Origin of the sequence: Salmonirosea aquatica (assembly GCF_009296315.1) — a bacterium.
Taxonomy (GTDB): domain Bacteria; phylum Bacteroidota; class Bacteroidia; order Cytophagales; family Spirosomataceae; genus Salmonirosea; species Salmonirosea aquatica.
On the sequence record NZ_WHLY01000002.1, the window covers coordinates 4392830 to 4414337 of the forward strand.

16 protein-coding genes and 2 tRNA genes are annotated in these 21508 nt (G+C 44.4%); 3 read left to right on the forward strand and 15 right to left on the reverse strand.

The window, feature by feature from the left end; translation table 11 throughout:
• Positions 1-159: 159 nt before the first annotated feature.
• From GBK04_RS19110 to GBK04_RS19120, 3 genes are all read right to left on the reverse strand, one after another.
• Positions 160-245: transfer RNA gene (locus GBK04_RS19110), tRNA-Leu, on the reverse strand.
• 73 nt (positions 246-318) lie between these two features.
• Positions 319-394: transfer RNA gene (locus GBK04_RS19115), tRNA-Gly, on the reverse strand.
• A gap of 113 nt (positions 395-507) precedes the next feature.
• Positions 508-1377 carry a UbiA family prenyltransferase gene (locus tag GBK04_RS19120; RefSeq protein WP_152762418.1) on the reverse strand — a complete coding sequence of 290 codons (870 nt, stop codon included), beginning with the start codon at positions 1375-1377 and terminating at the stop codon, positions 508-510.
• Positions 1378-1467: 90 nt separating this feature from the next.
• Between GBK04_RS19120 and GBK04_RS19125 the strand changes: the two genes are divergently transcribed.
• A complete protein-coding gene (locus GBK04_RS19125) occupies positions 1468-2685 on the forward strand; it encodes a type III polyketide synthase (RefSeq protein WP_152762420.1) in 1218 nt (405 codons plus the stop codon).
• Between the two features lie 126 nt (positions 2686-2811).
• A complete protein-coding gene (locus GBK04_RS19130; RefSeq protein WP_152762422.1) occupies positions 2812-6894 on the forward strand; it encodes an AAA domain-containing protein in 4083 nt (1360 codons plus the stop codon).
• A 38-nt stretch (positions 6895-6932) separates the two neighbouring features.
• Here GBK04_RS19130 and GBK04_RS19135 read toward each other — a convergent pair whose 3' ends face one another.
• Positions 6933-7805 (reverse strand): hydroxypyruvate isomerase family protein, encoded by an 873-nt coding sequence (locus GBK04_RS19135; protein ID WP_152762424.1) that lies wholly within the window; start codon positions 7803-7805, stop codon positions 6933-6935.
• Between the two features lie 33 nt (positions 7806-7838).
• On the reverse strand, positions 7839-8534 hold the full coding sequence (locus tag GBK04_RS19140) for a 3-keto-disaccharide hydrolase (protein ID WP_152762426.1): 696 nt from the start codon (positions 8532-8534) through the stop codon (positions 7839-7841).
• A 309-nt stretch (positions 8535-8843) separates the two neighbouring features.
• Here GBK04_RS19140 and GBK04_RS19145 point away from each other — a divergent pair, with 309 nt between their 5' ends.
• A complete protein-coding gene (locus tag GBK04_RS19145; RefSeq protein ID WP_152762428.1) occupies positions 8844-9245 on the forward strand; it encodes an HIT family protein in 402 nt (133 codons plus the stop codon).
• 14 nt (positions 9246-9259) lie between these two features.
• On the opposite strand, the gene GBK04_RS19150 is transcribed toward GBK04_RS19145, so the two are convergent.
• The 10 genes from GBK04_RS19150 to GBK04_RS19195 form a co-directional block, all read right to left on the reverse strand.
• The gene (locus GBK04_RS19150) at positions 9260-10777 is read right to left on the reverse strand and encodes a capsule assembly Wzi family protein (RefSeq protein ID WP_152762430.1); all 1518 of its coding nucleotides are present in this window, start codon (positions 10775-10777) and stop codon (positions 9260-9262) included.
• Positions 10778-10889: 112 nt separating this feature from the next.
• Positions 10890-12308 (reverse strand): capsule assembly Wzi family protein, encoded by a 1419-nt coding sequence (locus GBK04_RS19155; protein ID WP_152762432.1) that lies wholly within the window; start codon positions 12306-12308, stop codon positions 10890-10892.
• 37 nt (positions 12309-12345) lie between these two features.
• Positions 12346-13359 carry a sugar transferase gene (locus GBK04_RS19160; RefSeq protein ID WP_152762434.1) on the reverse strand — a complete coding sequence of 338 codons (1014 nt, stop codon included), beginning with the start codon at positions 13357-13359 and terminating at the stop codon, positions 12346-12348.
• 112 nt (positions 13360-13471) lie between these two features.
• Positions 13472-15001 carry a capsule assembly Wzi family protein gene (locus tag GBK04_RS19165; RefSeq protein WP_152762436.1) on the reverse strand — a complete coding sequence of 510 codons (1530 nt, stop codon included), beginning with the start codon at positions 14999-15001 and terminating at the stop codon, positions 13472-13474.
• Between the two features lie 88 nt (positions 15002-15089).
• Positions 15090-16241, reverse strand: a complete 1152-nt coding sequence (locus GBK04_RS19170) for a glycosyltransferase family protein (protein ID WP_152762438.1) — start codon at positions 16239-16241, stop codon at positions 15090-15092.
• A gap of 44 nt (positions 16242-16285) precedes the next feature.
• The gene (locus GBK04_RS19175; protein WP_152762440.1) at positions 16286-17158 is read right to left on the reverse strand and encodes a phytanoyl-CoA dioxygenase family protein; all 873 of its coding nucleotides are present in this window, start codon (positions 17156-17158) and stop codon (positions 16286-16288) included.
• Between the two features lie 34 nt (positions 17159-17192).
• A complete protein-coding gene (locus GBK04_RS19180; protein WP_152762442.1) occupies positions 17193-18473 on the reverse strand; it encodes a hypothetical protein in 1281 nt (426 codons plus the stop codon).
• On the reverse strand, positions 18418-19686 hold the full coding sequence (locus tag GBK04_RS19185) for a hypothetical protein (protein ID WP_373331133.1): 1269 nt from the start codon (positions 19684-19686) through the stop codon (positions 18418-18420). The genes GBK04_RS19180 and GBK04_RS19185 overlap by 56 nt, the downstream gene beginning before the upstream one ends.
• Positions 19687-19769: 83 nt before the next feature.
• Positions 19770-20984 (reverse strand): hypothetical protein, encoded by a 1215-nt coding sequence (locus GBK04_RS19190; protein WP_152762446.1) that lies wholly within the window; start codon positions 20982-20984, stop codon positions 19770-19772.
• The gene (locus GBK04_RS19195; RefSeq protein ID WP_152762448.1) at positions 20977-21498 is read right to left on the reverse strand and encodes an acyltransferase; all 522 of its coding nucleotides are present in this window, start codon (positions 21496-21498) and stop codon (positions 20977-20979) included. Before GBK04_RS19195 ends, GBK04_RS19190 begins: the two co-directional genes overlap by 8 nt.
• Positions 21499-21508 lie beyond the last annotated feature (10 nt).

Genomic DNA, 21508 nt, shown 5'->3' on the forward strand with positions numbered 1-21508 from the left:
TGCTTAAAGATTCAGGAGAGGCTTTTCCAGATGAATTTTCCGGCTAGCCTGAAAAGAAAAACATCAAATATAGGGTTTATGGGGTGAAAAGCAACTGAAAGCAGCATGCTAATACAAAAAAACGGGTTGCCCTATATAGGGCAACCCGTTGACAATCAGTACCGGGGACGGGGGTCGAACCCGTACGAGCTTTGCGGCTCACAGGATTTTAAGTCCTGCGTGTCTACCAATTCCACCACCCCGGCCCGAAGGCGGACAACGCGGGGGCTGTCCGGCCGTCTATGAACAAGAAAAGCACCAGTGAAGGTGCTTGCTTGTTGGAGCAGAAGACGAGGTTCGAACTCGCGACCTCAACCTTGGCAAGGTTGCGCTCTACCAGCTGAGCTACTTCTGCGTGCCCTTTTTCTGAAAAGGTGATGCAAATGTAGAGGCTTCCGGCATTGGACGCAAGTTCTGACCGGAAATTTTTTGCCTAAATTCGTTCACACAAAAATAATGAATTGGTAATCAGAGTGGGTACAGGCACAGAATCCCGAAAAAAAGATTGAGCCCTAGGCTCGCCAGCACATTCATCCGCATAGTGTGACGGAAGTTGGCTTCGGTGGGATTCTGGCGCACCCGCCACCACCAGTACCCGAAGTACCCCAACACTGGACCCATGCAAACCGTCAGCACGATCAGACTATTTACGGAGCCGAAATGCAGAAAATAGTACAGGAAGCCCACAAAGGAAAGCGTGAAAAAGACTGCCGCGCTCAGGAAGGTGCCCTCGATCCCGACCAGGCGACTGTACGTGAGGTCGCCGCGCCGGGCGTCTTCGTCGTGCTGATAGACTTGGGTTAGCGGATACACTGCCCACAGGTTGGAGGTACAGATGAGCGCCGGTAGCAAGTGTCGTACCGAAAAAAGAGAAGGTACCTCCATGTGGCTGAGTACCTGAACGGTAGCCAGGTAGGTAAGCGCTCCCTGAAACAACCCGACGATGAGCCAACTCAGCAGAGGGTACTTTTTGAGCCGGATGGCCGGATGGCTGTAGGCTTTGGAAATGAGGCCATAAAGTACAAGATAAAGTACAAAGGGGGTACCCAGATCTAGCAGAATAGCCAGCACAATGGCGGCCAGATCCAGTGCCCAGGCCGTGACGAGTAATCCGACGCTGACGGGAGGCGGGGTTTCAAGCAGTCCGATGCTGCCTTCGTCCTTATCGTAATAACTGTTGTAGGCATTGCTGGCCGGGTACAAAAACAGGTGAATAAGCACAAACGCCCACCAGGCCTGACTGGCCGACGCGAATGAAGTCTGACTTAGGGCAAACAAAAAAACCGGTAACAGGAAGAGCGAAAACGGGATGCGCAGGTGCAAGAGTACATTCCTCATAAATACTGGCACAGAAATTTGAATGGATGAGCCGGGAGTTTGATTCATTAGGATTCCTCAGGGACGGGAAATTAAGCAGCTAATCAGAACATGTTTCCCGTAAAGTCGTTTACCTTACACGATCCCCCGGTGAAATTACCTACTTTTCGTTCAAAAAAGAATCGCGTGTCAATACGAGCGGGCGCTGGCGCCTATATTACTGCAATGGGGACAGCCGTTCCCGCCCATCGGTTCGACCAAAGCCGCATTGCCGATTTCATGGTTCGGGCTATGAAGCTGTCCGGGCAGGACGAACGCCGCCTGCGGGCCTTGTATCGCAGTACGCGCATCGACTTTCGGCATTCGGTACTCCCCGATTATGGCGAAGAGCGGGGTACCTACACCTTTTATCCAAACACGCCCGAACTGGAGCCTTTTCCCACGGTACAGCAGCGTATGATCGCCTACCGGCAATACGCCGTAGGATTGGCAGAAGCAGCGTTGCGCGATTGCCTGGCCACTCAAAATATTAAACCTGAAGAAATTACCCACCTGATTACCGTGAGTTGTACGGGTATGTACGCTCCAGGGCCCGATATCGAATTGATTGGACGCCTGGGCTTGCGAAGTTCCGTTCACCGGCTGGCGGTCAACTTCATGGGATGCTACGGGGCGTTCAATGGGTTGAAAGCTGCTTCGGCGTTGGTGAAAGCCGATCCTGAGGCCAAAGTACTGGTAGTCTGTGTGGAATTGTGTACCCTACATTTTCAGAAAAAAAACGAGGAAGACCACTGGCTGGCCAACGCGCTATTTGCCGATGGAGCAGCGGCGGTATTGATGGAGGGAAAATCCCGGAAAGACGACTCCCTGGAAGCTAGCCAGAAAGAATATGCTCTGGAAATCGTGGATTTTGCCTGTGAAGTGCTGCCAGATGGCAAGGACGACATGGCGTGGCATATCAGTGATTTCGGTTTTGAAATGAAATTGACCTCCAGGGTACCCGAAATTCTACGAACCGGATTGTCGTCCGTACTGGAACGTCTGACGCGTGCGGCAGGTATCCGGCCCGACGATGTGAATCTGTACGCCATCCATCCGGGCGGAAGGCGCATCCTGGAAGTTGTAGAAGAGGTGCTGGGGCTTACCCACGAAGATAACGCGGCCGCCTATGCCACCCTGCGTGACTACGGCAACATGTCGTCGGCCACCATTCTGTTCGTGTTGAAAAAACTATGGGAATTGAACCATCAGTCTGCCGGAGACTATATTTTTGCCAGTGCGTTCGGACCGGGACTTACCGCCGAAACGGCCCTGTTGAAGATCGTTTGAAATACTGGAATGACGTTCGACGTTTGACTCTCGATTCTGATCAAACAGAGAGGGTAAGGACGTGGGCTATTTTTAGCCCGCTATTCTGCTAGTCGAGAGTCAAACGTCGAACGTCAAAAAAACACCATGCTTCCCTTCCTCAAAACCTACCTCAAACGCCTCACCAACCTCAGTAGCCGCAACAAGTCCCTGCTGCTGAGCCGCCTGCCCGCGGAACAGTTTCTCGATCTGCACGATACGGATTTCCTGCTAAGCAAATCATCTTTCGAACTTGTCACTCAACTGATCCAAGGCAAAAGTCGCATCCCGCTTTGTGATGTCCAGGATCCGCGCTTCGAGCGCGTGAATGTCATCAGTAAAAAACTGCGCAGGATTGCCCGCACCGAGCGCTTCATCGAAGAGGAGCGGGGCTCGCGCGATTTGTACGTAGGGTACCCCTTTGTGCGTGGGAAGTTTGCGGATGGGTCGGTCGTCCATGCTCCCCTGCTTTTCTTCCCCGTAACGATGCGTCTGGACCGCGAGCAGTGGTGCCTGTTCAGTCGTGACGACGATACCGTTTCGTTAAATCGAAGCTTTGCCCTGGCGTACGCGCATTTCAACGAAGCCAAAATTCCCGATGAGGTACTGGAAAAAAGCTTTGAGGATTTTCCTAAAGATGCACTCGCTTTCCGGACCAGCCTTTACGAATGGCTGAAGGAAACGCCCTTCCGGCTGAATTTCAACCAGAGACTTTTTGAAGACAGCCTGCAACCGTTCGAAATGCTCAAGAGCAGCGACCTGCAAACGCTTGAAAAGAATGGAGAACTCAAACTGTACCCTGAACTCGTGCTGGGCATTTTCCCGCAGGCGGGTTCGTACCTGGTACCCGATTATAACCTGCTCTTACAGGAAGCGGCACAAAATGAGCTAAGGCTACCCCTCTTCAATACCGAAGACGTCGACGAAGCAATCGATGAAGATGGTAGGATTGAGGTACCCGGCTTACCAAAAGGTGCCCTCCGTGAGGAGCAAATCCTGACCCCGCTTCCTGTCGATTCGTCGCAGGAAAGCGTGGTTCGGCTCGTGAAGCAGGGCGAATCGGTGGTGGTGCAGGGGCCACCCGGCACGGGCAAGTCGCAGTTGATTGTCAACCTGATGGCGGACTTTGCCGCGCAGGGCAAGCGCGTATTGCTGGTATGCCAGAAACGGGCCGCTCTCGATGTCGTGTACCAGCGCCTGCAAGCGTTGGGTCTGGCTCCTTTCGCCGCCCTGATTCACGATTTTCGCAACGACCGGGCCGAGCTCTACCGGCAACTGGCTACCCAAATTGAAAAAGTCGATGAGTACAGAAGCCTCAATTACAGTCTGGACGCGGTTTTTCTGGAACGCGAATTCACGAAAGAAAGCCGCCTGGTCGACCAGGTCGTGACCGAGTTGGAAGAATTCAGAAAAGCTCTTTTTGATGAAACCAAAAGTGGGCTTTCTATCAAGGAACTGTACCTTTCTTCCGACCCTGAAGGCCCACGCGTAGACTTACGCCCCTACTACCGTAGCTTTCCTCTTCACGAATCGGACAGCTACCGCCGGCGATTGGCGAGCTATGCTACCTACCGCCAGCGGATTGGTCCTCAACACAGTTGGTACGAGCGGAAGAGTTTTGCGTCGTACAATCTAGGCGATTTGCGGCGCATGCAAGATTTACTGACCCTGTGGCCGGACTTTTTCCACAAGCAACGTGAGGAATTTGAAAAAAGCACCCAAAGTGCCTTTTCAAATGATTTTCTACGGGCGAAGGCCGAGATCCGTGAGCGGATTGAGCAGGTACTTTCGCTGGTTGGTGACACACCTGCCTTCCAACTTTTCCAAAGGTACCTTCAGGCTAATTTGCCGCCTGCCGAGCGACTGGCTTTGCTCAGACAGATCATGGATGCGCTGGAAGGCTGGCGAACTGACGAAATAGGGGTGGAGGGTACCCTGGCGGGCGCTGAACTCAACTCGTTCCGGACGCAACTGGCCAGGGCGATCGAAGCCAAAGGTACCCCGCTGCAAGGGCAGTGGTGGGAATGGTTTGGGAAAGAAAAGGCAGTCGTTTCCCGCGTGGCAAAAGCCAACGGGCTTAGCACCCAACGCGACGATTTGCAGAAATTGGAAGCCCGGCTGAACAACCGCCTGGAACTGGAACAATGGCTGGAAAATTCCCTACTGTCGGTCAACCCCGCTGATTTGGATTCCTCGCAAGCTTTCGATGAACGCCATCTGGCGTATTTCCAACGCGCCGAGCGGGCCGCTGACGCCAGGCTACGGATCGATAAAAAACTCTGGTACCCTGTGTTGGCCGCATGTGCCCTACGGGCGTCCTCCGCGCAGGACTTTACGCGGGTACTGCATGAAATACTGGATTGGCTCAGGACGTGGGAGAAAAAGGAAGCGGAAATGCTATCCTTTCTGTTGGAAAAACAATGGGAGCACCTACTGACCCAACCGGAGATCTTTTCTCAGCAACTCCGGCAGGAATTAGGCAATGACTTTGATTCACTGGTGGAGATGGATACGATCGCAGCGGCCTTCACGCCGACCGAATCGGCCGTCACGACGCTGGTACTGAATGAGCCTGCGGCCTTTGAGCTGAAAACAGACGCCATCTCTGTATTTGACAACAGCCTGCGCCTGGCCTGGATCGAACATCTTGAAAACCGATTCCCGATCTTGCGAGCTGTTTCGTCGTTGAAAATGCAGGAGTGGGAGCAACAATTACAGAATTCTATTCTGCACAGGCAAAACCTGAGTCGCGATATCACGGTGATGAAGCTACGTGAGTTTACCTATGAAAATGTGGAAAAGAACCGCCTGGGCAATCGAACTACCTACCGCGAACTCTACCATCAGGTCACCAAGAAGCGAAATATCTGGCCCATCCGGCGCATACTGGACCAATACGCGGAGGAAGTCTTTCAGCTTGTTCCGTGCTGGATGGCTTCGCCCGAAGCCGTATCCACACTTTTTCCCATGCAGGCCGGACTGTTCGATTTGGTTATTTTCGACGAAGCCTCGCAGTGCTACGCCGAATACGGGCTACCCGCCGCCTACCGAGGTAAACAAATTGTGGTTACGGGCGATAGCAAGCAACTACCCCCAAATGATTTGTACCGGGTTCGGTTTGAGGAAAATTCCGATGAAGAAGAAGGTACCCCCGTGGCACTGGAGATTGAGTCTTTGCTCGATTTGGCAGCCCAGTCGCTTACCCAACGGCAGCTAACCGGTCACTACCGCAGCAGCTCCCTGGATTTGATCGATTTTTCCAACCAGCATTTTTACAAAAATACCCTCCGTCTGCTGCCGGATTTCAGGCAGGTCAACGACGCCGAGCCGGGTATCCACTATCTGCACGTGGATGGCGTTTGGGAAAACAATACCAATCCCATCGAGGCCGAACGGGTGCTACAGCTCGTTCGGGAGCTGGCGGAAAGTACCCTGAGCGTAGGGATTGTTACGTTTAACTTTCACCAGCAGCAGTGGATTCAGGAATTACTGGAGCAGGAAAATGCAACGGCTCCGGGGCTTTTTGTGAAAAACATCGAAAACGTGCAGGGCGACGAGCGTGATGTTATCATCTTTTCCATCGGCTATGCACCCGATATCCGCGGACGCCTAGCCATGCAGTTCGGTACCCTCAACACGCAAGGCGGCGAAAACCGCCTCAATGTAGCCGTGACGCGGGCCCGGCAGCGGGTGTATGTGGTCACGAGCCTATGGCCCGACCAACTGCATACCGATCAGGCCGCGAATGAAGGTCCTAGATTGTTAAAAGCTTATCTACAATATGCCCTGGACGTGTCGGAAGGCCGTTACCGTCCTCAGCCTGCGCCCAACCAGACCTACCGGAGCGAATGGATGCTGAAAGACCGCCTTGCCATTCAAAACCCGGCTTACAGAAAAGAGTTGCCCTTTGCAGATCTGACTCTCCGACCTGACGAAACTTACGAAGGCCTGCTGCTGACCGACGATGATTTGTATTTCGGCAGTTCGTCAGCCAAAGAGCCTCATGCGTATCTACCTATCATCCTGCGGGCTAAACACTGGCCTTTCCGGCGCGTATATAGCCGCGAGTTCTGGCAACACAAACTGAATAGGGGGGTACCCATTGAGCCGATCCCGTATAGAAACCAGCCTACCTACGAAATAAAAAATCCCGCGCTGAAGCAAAACATTGCCTCCCCGCGGGATCTATAAATCTTAAAGCCATTAGCTAGCGGCCAATAGTTAAAAGCCTAAACGTCACAAATAATGACGCCCTCTTTCAACGAAACCAGCGGGTCGCGCTTGGGAATAAATTCCTGTCCCAGGTACCCCTTATAACCCGTAGCCAGAATGGCCTTCATGATGGCGGGGTAGTATAGCTCTTGAGAATCATCAATTTCGTTGCGACCCGGTACGCCACCCGTATGGTAGTGGTTTATGTATTGATGATTGTCCTGAATCGTACGGATTACGTCGCCTTCCATAATCTGCATGTGGTAGATGTCGTAGAGCAGTTTGAAATTTTCGCTGCCGATACGCTTACATAACTCTACGCCCCAGTTGGTGTGATCGCACATATAATCGGGATGGTTGACCTTGCTGTTCAGCAGTTCCATACTCATCGTAATCTTATGTTTTTCGGCGGAGCTCATCAGGCGCTTCAGGCCAATGGCGCAGTTTTCAAGACCCTGTTCGTCGCTCATGCCCCGACGGTTGCCCGAAAAACAGATCACCTTATCAAGTCCGGCGGCCGCCAGTTTTGGGAAAATAGCTTCATAACTGGCCACGAGTTCGTCGTGCAGTTTAAGATCGTTGAAGCCATCCACGATGCCCTTGCCCGCTCCCCAGGGCATGGCCGAGGTAAGTCCGTATTTTTTCAGGATCGGCCATTCTTCGGGTCCCGTAAGTTCGATGGAGCTCAATCCGATGTCCTTGGCGGCCTTACACAGATCTTCAAATTCGATTTTGCTATAGCACCATCGGCATACCGAGTGATTGACGCGTCCTTTGAGACCCGTTGCCTGATCAGAGGCATCCAGCCGTTGCTGCAGCGAGTCAGCCATGGGCAGCCCCACGGCCAATCCGGCCATTTTCTTTACCATATCCCTACGTGATGATTTCATTTTATTTAGGGGTTTACTTGTTTATCCATATTCTTACAATTCTCGAATCCGGATATTGCGATACCAGACTTTGTTACCATGATCCTGCAACGCAATAGAGCCTTTGTCAAAGGTGCCGAAGTCTTTCCATTGCTTAAACTTGCTATTGGCTACCATTTTATCCCATTCCGGGCCTTTGGTCGGGAAATCCACGACTTTCTTGCCATTGAGCCAGCTTTCCCCTTTGCCGTTTTGAATCACAATGCGGGCCTTGTTCCATTCCCCGGCGGGCTTCACCACATTAAAATCATTGGGCGGGAGCAGGTCGTACAGTGAACCCGCTTTATGGTTGCCTACCTTACCCGCAAACGAATCAGGGTGCTTGGCATCGTCCAGTACCTGTATTTCTGGTCCGGTTACGTAGGGACAGCAGTAGTCGGCTCCTTCTTTTACGTGGTAAATGATGCCGCTGTTGCCAGCTTCACTGATCTTCCATTCCAGCTCCAGCTCAAAATCGCCGTATTCTTTTTCGGTCAAGAGATCGCCGGCCTTGGGCTCGGCCAGTACCATCGCCCCATCTTCGATTTTCCAGCCGGTGATCTCACCTCCTTTCCATTTTTTCCAACCGTCGAAGTTCTTGCCATTAAACAGGGTTTCCCATTTTCCTTTTTTGCCCGGGGTAGTAGCCAAGAGACCGCCCATAAGGCAGAGCGCCAGAATCGCGCCACAATACATTTTTACCGATTTCATACTATTTTTCTGATGCAGGTTGATAAATTTTGAAAAGAAACGAACCTTGCCCGGGGCTATTGCTCCTTGCTTCAAGCAAAGGTGCGCCCTACCTGGATTTACCCGGAAATTGGATTGATATTTTTTGTTCACCCAGGTACAGTGACGCAATGCCAGTAGAAGATTCAGGATACACCTGATTAGGAAAACAGCGATTCAAGCGATCTCTTGATGGAAAAGGCTTGCCCATCCGGAAGAAATATCACATCTTGCCATGAACCGTATTTGCGGGCGCAGTACCCCCATTATTCATCTCAGATATCTGAATCCATGGCTTCAATCTTCTCAAAAATCGTTTCCGGGGAAATTCCCTGCCATAAGGTAGCCGAATCGGTGGATTTTCTAGCCTTTCTTGACGTCAATCCCGTAGCAAAAGGACACACGCTAGTCATTCCCAAGCAGGAGATCGATTATATCTTCGATTTGAGCGATGAATTGTACATCGGGCTTCTACTGTTTGCCAAGAAAGTAGCTCCGGCCATCGAAGCCGTGGTACCCTGCAAGCGCATCGGAGTCAGTGTATTTGGTCTGGAGGTACCTCATACGCACGTACATCTGATTCCGCTGAATACCATGGCGGATATGGATTTTGGTACGAAAATGCATGTTCCTTCGGAAGATTTGGCGCAATTGGCCGAAGCAATTCACCAGAAGGTAAACCTGGACGCTTGATGCCTGGCGGTACTTTAGCGGAATAAGCCCTCTTTGCGCAGGCTTAGCATGAGCCCGTACGAATTGGGGTATAAATCGCCGGAATCGGCTGCTACCGATCCCGTCAGCAAGGTATTTCCGCCCAGCCATCCAGTACGTACCTGAACCCGCAGCAGGCCCGAAAACTGATACGCTGTATTGGGGAAAGGCAGGTCATAAACGCCATTGTTGCTTGAATATGAAAGTTTGGTACTCCACTCGACGTTTCTTGAAAAGGTACCCCGCAATCCCGTATGTAGTACCCATACGCGGTTATTGCTGGTGAAGGAGTCCCCGAAGTTCGGAAATTTCCAGATGGTTTCGAAAGTCGGTGTAATAAAAGGGGTACCTATAGTACGGCCAAAATACGACCACCCGTCGCGTACCTGGGCGTTGTTGAAGTAATTATCCTTACCAAATATCCTCTGATCAAAGATAAAGGTATCTCCGCCCTGACTTTTTGTATATAGTCCTTCCAAGACAATTTCAGAAATTGAAAAGCGATTTTTATTGGCTTGCTTCCGCCGAATGCGGACTCCATTCAGGCCATCGGCAATGTTGGTAAGACGGTACAGTGAGCCATCTTCATAAATATTTTGCCTGTAAAAGAACCAATTGGAATGGAGACCATTTATCTCGAAGGCGAAGTCGATGCTACCCAGATGATTCCCCACCCGATTGGCATTATCGAAGTGTGTGGCGTTGACGGTATCTACCTTGCCGCCCCCGAAAATCATGACCATGTAGTTTTTGAATCCATTGGGCATTTGACCATTTACCGTTTCGTAAGGCGACTTTCCACCCCACTGTACCTGATGGTTGAATCCACCGTACAGTTTTAGTTTGCTATTCGCTTTTCCGATCCGCCCATAAAACTGCTTCTGGTGGAATTTAAGCTCACTGGTGACTGCACGACCTTTTTCAAACCAGCCATCGGAATAAAATCCCAGGACAGAGAACCAGCCTTTAGTAAAGGGTACGGCCGTAAACCGGGTGAGGCCCAACTGTATTTTTGGGATGGGGAGCGCATTGCCCGACCAGGCATAGGAACCTGTACCCAGGGTCGAATCGGCCAGACCTACCCATTGCTTCCTTCGGCCCACCCGTAATTCCCAGTTTCCATAGCGAATGGCCCCATAAGCCTGGGGCAGCAGCACATCCTGCGCCGAATTCCCCACATTGGCTGCTATCTCAACGCCTGTCTCTAGGCGCCAGGCCCGTTCCGGGGTGGAGGTACCCACCAGTTGTTTACGCCATTGCTTCACAGTGTCAGGCTTACTCAGCAGCCATGAATGTTGGAACCCTCCCCGCACGAGCAGGGCTGATCCCGAACGCGGCACGGTACCGAACTGATTCGTCTGTAGCCAGAAGGGGGTATGATCATCCGTGTTGGCCAGCCCTCCTAACTCGATATAATTTGGGATAAAACCCAGCGAGGTACTGTCCGTTTGAGAATATCCCAGCAAGGGAATTGTCCCCAACAAAAAGAGCAAAGTACTTCGGTAGAATCGCATGAAAAGCCAACAGATGGTGAAAACGGATTATTAAGGAGGGGAATTCGGTGGAAACAAAAGTAAAAAAATCCACAAATTGTTCAATAGTGCTGGAAACCTAGTGGGAAAAGTCTTATAAGAAACCCCGCTTTTGCCACCCTACCTCTACCCCAAAATTAGTGGGATATAAGGTTCCTAGATCGGTGGCTAACCGAAGGCTTAAGAAACTGCCATTGGCAAAGCTTACTGGCTTCTCAGCCTGTAATATGAAAGAAAATTGATTTCGAGCTGGCTCGAGTGGGTAGTTGTACGTGCCTAAGTTACGACTAAATGTACCTTTTGCCTGAATGTTAATATTCTGAACCTGCCCTAGCACGCCCGCATGAAAGGCCAACAGCCGATTATTCATCGTGAGAGCCGTTGTATCTTTTAAAAGATCCAATTTTTGGATGTCTTGAGTGGGAACTAAGGGAGTCCCCATAATACGACCTCGGTAGGACCACCCCTGAGTATAAACATAGTGATTGTAGTAATTGTCCCGGCCAAAAATATGGTTGTCATAGTCAAATACACTGCCTCCCTGACTTTTGGTATTCAGAATCTCGATGGTAAGAATTTTAATTTGGAGGTCAGATCGGCTAACTGCACCATTGCGCTTCATGCGAAATCCGTTCAGGCCATCGGCAATATTAGTTAGACCTGCTAACGAGCCATCTTCATAAATATTCTGTCGGTAGCCAAAGTACGACCATTTTTTGCCTGTCCACTCGGCACCCATGTCAATAGTACCGAAGTGATTTCCCACCCGGCTGGCGGCCCAACTCTTTCCAATCACCACATATTTATAGGCCAAAAGAGGTTTTAGTCCACCCGTAAATATTTTATCCTCGCCGCCCCACATGGCCTGATGGTTGAATCCACCATATAAATGTAGCCGGTGCGCTGGTTTGCCCAGCCGAATGTACAAAGCTTTATGGTGCATGTATACGTGGGGAATCTCATTCACATTACCATATTGTACCCGGGCTGTACCCAGAAATCCGTCCGAATAAGATCCTTTGAAAGCCACGAAATGCTTTATGAAACCTAGTGAAATAAATTGGGGAAAAGCAAGCTGAATGCGGGGATAGGGCCGACTGTTGCCTGAAAACGATAGTGACCCCGAGGTAAGCGTGGTGTCCATTAAACCAAAGGTCTCTTTCCTTTGGCCAATACTCAGTTCAAACGCACCCAGCTTGCCCGCCACAAAGGCATCGGTCAGAAACAAATCAGGTACTGGACCTATGTAGGCCCCTAACTCAGCGCCCGCCGACCAATCGAATATTTTCTTTGGAGATTTTGCGCGGGAATAGTTTCGATAAAATCCAAGCTGTCCGGCTACATAGGGTCCCTGAACGGGTACCTTGCTAAACTGATTGGCGTGGAGCCAAAAGGGTGTTTGACTGGTGGTAACAGCACCCTGCACTGCCGCATGATAGGAAAAAGTGGAATCTTGTGCCTGGGTAAAGGATATGGAAAGGAGAATAAAAAAGCCCGCAAGATAATTTCGCATTCAAACAAAGGGAGTTAAGAGAATCCGATCCAGGCGATCAACGGCCTTTGCGGGTAAACACGACAATTGCGGTATGAATGATTATTTTCATTTCCAGCCGCAGGCTCCAGTTTTTTATATAGTAGAGATCATACATGAGCTTGTGCCGGGCGTCGTACACACCTGCTCCGTAGGGATACATAACCTGAGCGTAGCCCGTGATGCCAGGTTTAACTCCATGGCGCAAATTGTAGTAAGGAATTTCTTCCTCGAAGGTTTCGGTAAAAACGGGACGCTCGGGACGTGGACCAATTAAGGATATTTCGCCCCGAAATATATTCAGCAATTGAGGTAATTCGTCGATACGGGTCAGACGCATCAGCGCACCGTACTTAAACACCCGGTTGTCTTTCTTTTTGGAAAACATAGCTCCATTGGCTTCGGCATCGGGTACCATAGATCTGAATTTTATGCATGCAAATACGGACTTATGTAGTCCCAATCTCTCTTGCTGGTAAAAAACCGGCCCAGGTGATTCCTGACGGATCCGGAGGGCACTAATCGCCCAAAGGGGTAAGCTAAAAAACAGCAGCAGAAAGGAAATAACGGTATCGATGCACTCTTTGGTAAACCTCACCTTTTGATTAAAATACAACTGGGAGGGTAAAAAAGGGTTTTCCTCATCCAAGCCATCGGGAACGTAGACTTTCTTAAGAATTTTTTCACAGAAGTCATACACTGTAGTAATTCGGATTGACTTATTATTCCGTACTACCAATTCGTAAATCACATGGTAGCGTGAGTCGTACTGGGGATTAGTGACGAGGTGAATTTTGGAATATTGCTCTAGTAAGGGTCGGATGGTCTTATTAAGAAGATAATCATCATCCACGCTCCGGGGTACCAGCACGATCTCTTTATATCGATTAATCAGCAGCGCCAATCCTTTTTTTTCCAGAAAGTAATCATAACTAGTTATGATTAGCACCTCGTCTGAAGTAGCGGTTTTGCTTTTCAAACGGTGAGCGTAGGATTTGGTAGACGCGACGTGGTAGGAAAAAGTCTTATTCATACCGACAAGTAACAGGATATATACAGCTAAGTTCTGTAAATCTAGGGAATATCGTTCATAGCGCAAAAAAAATTAAGTGACCGGTTCATTAGAATGGAAGTAGACAGGCCATCTACTTCTTCTGTAAATTACTTTTTATCCCTACATACCCACCCAGTGATTCGGCCAATACACCACCGGTGTCATAAGCTAGTTGTACTTTCAACCGTGTGTTACCCCAAAGAAGCAAAGGCGCATCGAAGGCCAGGAGGGATGAAAACTGAGCAACGTGTGGGAGGGGTAAAGAAAGACTAACGGAGCCGTAATGGTAGCTTTGGGAAAATTTAGCCTGCACTCGAATTGTTTGGGCCAGCAAACCTTCTATGCCAACATGGTACAGTACGATTTTGTTGGACGGAAAAAAATATTTGTTGGTGGGAAAGCTCTCTTTTACTTCGAGCCGAGTTGGAAAGAAAGGGGTACCCAGGCTTTTTTCCTGGTACGACCAGCCTTCGATATACTGAGCATGGTTGAAGTAGTCATCCCCTCCCTGGAAACGACTCCCCGGCTTCACGATGGTCTGGTTTCGCGTATAAAGGTATTCAAGCGCAATTCCTTTCCAAATAAAAAACGACGTCGAAGCCACATTCCGTCGCAAACTTAATCCATACAAACCATCGGGTAGATTCTGAAATTGTAGACCCGACGCATCCTCAAAGGGGTGCTGTCGGTAAGCAAGGAAATTCAGATTTTTTATATTCCAATCGACCGCAAAATCGTAATGGCCCACATGATTACCGATACGGTTGACGCCATCGAAATTCGTAAAGCGATCATTGGTTTTGTCACTAGGGATTTGTGCCAGTACAACCCCCAGAATGTAATCTTTCAGATTCGTAGTCAGTTTTCCATCAACTGATAGTTGTCCATCTTTAAGATATTCCGCCTCGCCACCCCATTGTACATGATGCACCATGCCCAATTGTACATGTACTTTGCCTTCGGGTTTACCAAAGCGCCCGTAGAGCGTCTTCTGGTGAATGTAGGCATGTTTGATGTAAGGCTCATTGAACCAGCCATGAACATAGGAACCCTTGATCGAAACGAAATTGCCCAGGAAACCCAGTGGTACGTACTCGGCCAGGCTGAGCTTGACCATCGGTATGGGCAGCGCGTTGCCCGACCAGGAGTACGACCCTGACGAAAGGGTCGTATCCACAATTCCCAGGATCTGCTGCTCCCGTCCGGCCATCAGTTCCCACCGCTTCCACCGAAGTTTAGCGTAAAATTCGGGCAGTAGGAGTTTGCTTTTGGTTCCTACGTTGGCTACCCCTTCCGCGCCAAATTCCCAGTTTAAACGCGCTTTTTTGTGGGAGGTGTCGGCAAAAGTGCGCGGTGATTGGTAATGGAATCCCAACCGGATCGTACCAGCGGAAGCAGCCAACGGCACACGGCCCCCCTGATTGGCCCGTAGCCAGAAAGGGACGCGGTCGCTGCTTGATACGAAGCCGCCTATCTCAGAGGAGGTTTCAAATTCCGGGATAGTTTGTGCAGATGATTGAAATAAGGGTAGAGCGACAAAAAAAAATGAAAGCAGATAAAACACCTGTCCCTTGTTAGCCGCTCTGTGCTTTTTTGAAAAAAGGCAGGAGTTTCTTTTCATCAGGTTTTTCTATTGAATCAATAACAAGTGCTGAATCTAGTATATTTTTATTTTACCACACCTATTATAAGTCCTTTTTTGAAAATTGTCACATTTTCAAACTTGCTAGTATCTGGTCGTAAGCAGATTCTTGCTGATGAATCAAATGCATTGCAATCTTTCTAGCTTTACTTTTTTTTTCTTCCACCTCCCGGGGTAATATGCTAGACAAAAGCGAGGCTAAATCCGTGGTTCGATCGACAAAAAAGCTGCATTCTTTAAACATATCCCAGGTATCTGAATGCCGACTGCCATAAAAAATGAGGGCGGAGCCGACACATACAGCGCTGACCGCTTTGGAAGGAACCGAAATGTGAGTCCATTCCTCTAAAAGTGAAACCAGGTGAATATCGATCAAATGCAAGTGTTGTCTCTCTACTTTTCCAACCAGAACTACATTATCAAAATTAGATTTTTTGACAAAATTTTCGATTTCAAGGCGATGCTCCCCATAAACCGCCAGAACTAGAGTATAGCCTTCAAGGGCAGGAAAATTTTTTACAAATTCGATAATGAAGTCCTTTGAATGTGCTTTTCCAATGTTGCCCAGGTAACCTACATAGTACTTGCCTTGAACAAACCAGTCAGGAGGTTCTTTATTTGTTTGGGAATTCTCCGGTAGAATACCACAAGGCAGGCAAATCCAAGGCACCTCCTTTTCATATTTATCAGTCAGGTAAGCGTACTGTTTCTTACCTAGGCTAATAAGTGTCGAAGGGGGAGCGTTATACACAAACGATTCAATCAATCTGTAAAAAAGGCTTTTCCCCGACAAAATGTGGCTGGCTTTTAACGCGTCCGGGTAGAGATCAAAGGTCCAGTAAAGCCAATTCCTGCGCCGAAGTAACATGGCGCACCAAAAAGTGATGAGAGGTGGATTTGTGAGCGATATAACATTGGGAATTTGAAGTCTTCTTGCCTTCAACACAAGCCTAAGTCCATCAGTTACTGCCCCTATTAACAAAAGATACTTGTTATTGCCTCCATACAAAGAGTTGACTCTATGAACTTTGAACAGTGTTTCCAGAGAAGTGGCTGCCTTTACTTTTTCTGGCTCGTTTTTATAATTGTGATTGGTGGTGACAATATGAATCTCAATATGTGGATCACGCGCGATGAGGGCCGAAATCAAATGACTGACAGAAACAGCATCGACAGATCGATCAGGGACAAAGTATTTTGAAATTAAGACTACTTGCATATAAAACTGCTCTGGAAGAAATGTCAAAAACCAAAGCCGGCTATTTAATTGATTATCAGCCTATTTATATATTTGTTATAGTTATTTTCCTTTAACATATCCACGGGCGTATAGTTCTCTATACCAATGGGATTTAGCGAGTACTGGATTTGAAGGAGGAGCCTATTATTGTCAACGGGCAAGGTACCTTTATGGAAACCGTAGGTATCTACTAAAAAGAAACTGCCCTTGGGTCTACAGAAATCGATCACATTCTCGCTACCGAAGGCATCGACCACCTCTTGGTCTTGGTAGCGTCTAATTTTAGTGAGTTTGTTTGTAGAGGAGGAGCCTTTTACATAAGTATGAGGCCCATCGTTGGGACCAACATCGGTAAGGTATACGAAAAGCTTACAAAATTTCAAATCATCTACGTCCCGGTGAAATAGTTGGGCATGTTCAGCCTTACTCTTGCCTGCAATAGACCACCACATGTTTACATTACTGATAGTAGGCGTTGCACCAAGAAATTCCTGAACTATTCTTAAAATACCTGGATCATTGGCAATTTCAAGAATCTTTTTATTCTTCACCAAATCAAGGCGATGAAAATTAGCTACATGGGTGTTAGGCTTAAGATCAATAAGTGTAAATTCTCCGTAACTTTTTTCATAGGGATCAAATAGTGAAAGATGGGTTGTTTCATTTATTATTTGATCAATAATTTTTTTATCAATACTTGGAAAAAATTCAACATATCCATCCTCTAAGAATTTATTGGTATATTCCTTTTCATCTCCGTTAAAAAGTATTGATTTTCCTTTGATATCTACTTTTCCTATAAACCTAGCTTCTGCTTTACTCAGGACCTCACGGGTACTGTATGATTTAATAAGTCTTTGTAAATAAAATAATAAGATTTTTGAATTTAATTTCATTATCATTTATATTATCATTTATATTATCATTTATTTACGAAAGCATTAAACTAACATTGTCAGTTTTGCTAACTGAATTTTTAGGGCAAATCTCAAAATTGCTATTGACGATATTTTGTAGATTATTATTATCAATTATAAATAATATGAAAATCCAGAAATACATGTTTTGATTTAAATTAAAGATCAAAGGTACAGTACCCATTGAGATAAATATCAAACCTAATAAGGCAATTTTTTTGTATTGTTTAATAATAAATAGCTTTATTGCCAAATATGCAAATAATATTACGTAAAAAAAAGTTATGATAAAACCAGTATCTAATAATAGAGTTAGCCAAGCACTTTCAGCATTGTAACCTATTTTTTCTTGAAAATAACCCATATTGCCTAGTGCCTGTTGAAGAAAACTATATTCAAAAAGATAAGTGTTTATCCCGAATAACCAAAAAATTATCCTAAATTCATTACTTGAATCATTTTTAAAATCAGCTGTCATCAAAATTCTTTCAATTGATTGTTGTTGTAAAAACATAATAGACAAAGCAATAATTATGAAACCAATTAAAGTTGTCAATATTAAATTTTTACTTGTAAAATGCGTCATTAGATATACCAACAATACAAAAGATACCATTACTAACGGTTGGCGAGAGCCACCTAACAAACATAAAATTAATGATACTGAAATTATTTTTATATCATTATTAAAAATAAAACTTGAAAACATTGCAAAGTATCCAAGGCCTAAACAAGATGCAAATAGCCCTTTGGATCTCATCAAATCTTCATATGCTACAATTTTAACTTCGTTTCCATATATATTTCCAGTAAAATCGTACAAATAGCTAAAGGAAAAATATTCATATATTGCAATTGGTAAATTCAAAGTTAAAAATATCCAAGTAATTGATTTAAGGTCTTTGCGATCTAAATACAATAAAGTGAAAAAGGAAGCGAGTGGACCAATACAAATGATTATATTTTTATAACTTGTCCAAAGTGGTGTCAAAATTAGTGAAAGAAATATTATTATAAAAATTATAATATAAAGCTTATTATTTAAAGGAAAACGAATGCCTAATTTTAAAGAAGTGAGGATAAGAAAAGTCAAAGTAATTGTAAAAATATAAATCGGTAAATCATTAATTCCACTATAATATGCTATTGCATTACTATTTAGAGAATTAATCAACATTACAAATGATGAATATTTGCCAATTATTTTGAGCATAGCGAAACTATTATATAAAAAATTATCACTTAATTGGTAAAAAAGAAGAGAGAATTGATTCTGCAAGTGATTTTTTTTCAAAATCAGAGAGGGATGAAGATAAGTTTTCTTCACCTACATGTGCTAATTTGCCGAAGCTATAATAAGTTTCTCCCGCAGCTAAAATTACTTTTTTGTTTTGCATAATTGCTTCCACTCCTGTAGTTCCTGTCCAAACCACTACGAAGTCAACATATTCAAAAACTTCGTAAGTGGTAATAAATGGATTAATTAGATAAACGTGGGGTATAGAGGCAATGGCCTTGTAAAGACTGATATCTCGCTGCATATAGGAAGCAGTATGCTCCTTTACGATCACTTGGAATCCCCGCTCAGAATAGAATTTAATCGTTTTTATCAGAGATGGATAATAAGTTAGGTATTTGGGATCAGAAATCCAATAATCAGTAGTTGCTTCTGGGTGATAGTGGAGGGGTATATATACAGTTTTTGATGTTTCCAACTTCTCAGGAATTAAATCAATTGATCTATACATGTATTTTGAAGCAAGAAAAATATCTTTTAAATTTCGAGGGTAGGTGTCAGACATAGTCATCATATACCGATAACTCTTCCTACCAATTATTTTGTATAATAGTTGGTAATGAATCAAATATTTGGTTTTATATAAAAAGTATTTCCTAATAATATTTTTATATACTGTTTTTTTTGATAATACATACGGCTTCGAAGATTTTTCGTTAAGAGATGAGTAAAAAAGATCTATTTCATCTTCATCTGGCTGTCGAACTTTAACATATTCTCCTCTTTCGGTAATGCTTATATAGTTTTTATCAAATGAGTTAGCACAATAACTAATTATTTCAACATTATAGTATCTGGCTACACGAACTAGAATATCTACTACATATTCATCCACTATATGAGTTAACAGAATATCATAATTATTTTTTTTGAAAAACTCTAAAAAAAATTTTGTGCAACCATATACTAATTGCAGAGCATCATAATACGACAGGTCGTACCGAAATATTCGCTCATTACGTATTACATCATCTAAGTCGATTATTTCTTCGAAAATATCAAAATCTGCACTTGTTAAGTCGTAAAAAGTATATTTTTTTACATCTATGTAATAAGTAACATTTTTATCAATCTCTGAAATTCTATCATATTTTTCTATTTTAAGATATTTTTTTGCTATTATATCACCATATTCTCTGAAAAGCTGGCCTGTCAGTACAGGTTCTCGCACATACTGGAGAACCTTTTTTTTTGTATTATCTTTTTTCAAAAGATATTCAATTGAATTCATTGTATTTAACTAATTCAACTAATAATTAAAATTATAATATATTAGTTATTTATTATTGCTAATTATTTAACAAAATTTGTATAATGAACTTTATTGAAAACTATATTTAATATATACAAAGAATATATTATAATAAAGATACTATCAAGTATAAGTAATACAAATACAGTAGAATTAAAAAAGATTAAAATATAAATTAAAATAACATTTATAATAGATATTCTTAATAAGAATAAAAACATTTTTGTATTAAAATTATTATATACTGCTAAGTGACTTATAGTGCCTACTAAGAAAAAAAAACCCTTTGAGTATGATAATATAAAAGTTATTGTATTTAAATATTCAAATTGTTTATAATAAGGATTTATAGAATAAACAAATACCATAAATATTATAAAAAATAATACAAATAGATAAAAAGCATTTTTAAAATTATTTATCAGTTTATCTTTATTTATTGTAGCTATTTTCTCTCCTAACTCTACACTCGAAACATAACTAATGGCAGATATTAGGACGGCAATAATTTGAGTTAAATTGAATGCCATTGAGTAGGTGGGTAGATAATCAGCATAGTATTCTTTAATATAGAATCGTTCAAAAAAAATCAAAAGACTATAAAGAAAGGATGCTAATACTCCTGTTACTATAACTCTCACCATTAAAATGTACCTTAGCATCATTATTTTAGACAAACTAAACTGTAAGGGAAACAAGGCACTTTTAAATCTCAATATGCTTACCCATAAAAGGAATCCAATTCCAAATACCCCTAGAAGACTCCAATTGTAATTATAGGAATTTGGGTAGTAGAGGTAAGCAAATACAGCAATTGAAACAGAGAGAATAGACAAGATCGGCTTAAAGACAAAAATAGGAATAAATTTACGTTCAATTTTGAGCTTTTGCTCCGCCAATGTGTAAATATTAAATACTAGAAATGGGATAAATAAATAAAAATTTTGAAAGACAATAGTACCAAGACAAGCTAGTAAAAGACTAATAATTGATCCTATTTGAAATAATTGTTTATAATAATCTACATTCTTTACATATTTTAAATAGATATAACCACTGTAAGAACCAAGTAAAAAATTAGGGAATATAAAAATAAAGTTCTTGTAATATTCAAATTTACTAAAACTATCAGTATCTATGAGTCTTGGCAATAGAAAACTTTCAATAATAGCAATACTATAGAGGGAATAACGTGTGAATAATGTTATTAAAATATCTTTTTTTGAAAATAGAGTTTCCTGAATTTTGTTAATCATTTGTTTTTTTTGCCAAAATTCTATTGGGTGATCCTACAATAATTGACATTGGTGGGACAGTTTTTGAAACAACTGTTCCCGCACCAATAATTGAACCTTTACCTATCGTAACTCCGCCCAAAATTATCACATTTGACGCTATCCATACACCATCCTCAATAATGATTGGTTTAGAAATATGTTTATATGGTGCAGAGATACTAAAATCCAGCCCAGCAGTTTCTAGGATAGCTCCCCTAGAAATTCTAACATCGTCACCAATAGTTATCGGACTGTGAGCACCAATACTACAGTACATATTTATTCCACTACGGTTACCCACTGTTAGGTTTTCACCGTATTTGATATCCGTAGTCCAATGGCATATAGCAGTATGACTTGCATTTTTCACAAGTGCTCTAAACTTAAAGTGACTATACAATCTATCCAAAAGAAATAGTATGCCCATTACTCCTTTAGTGAAAATTACTACTAAAGGAAAACTAGCAATTCTGCTATACAGCGGCTTAGTCATCTACAAAGGG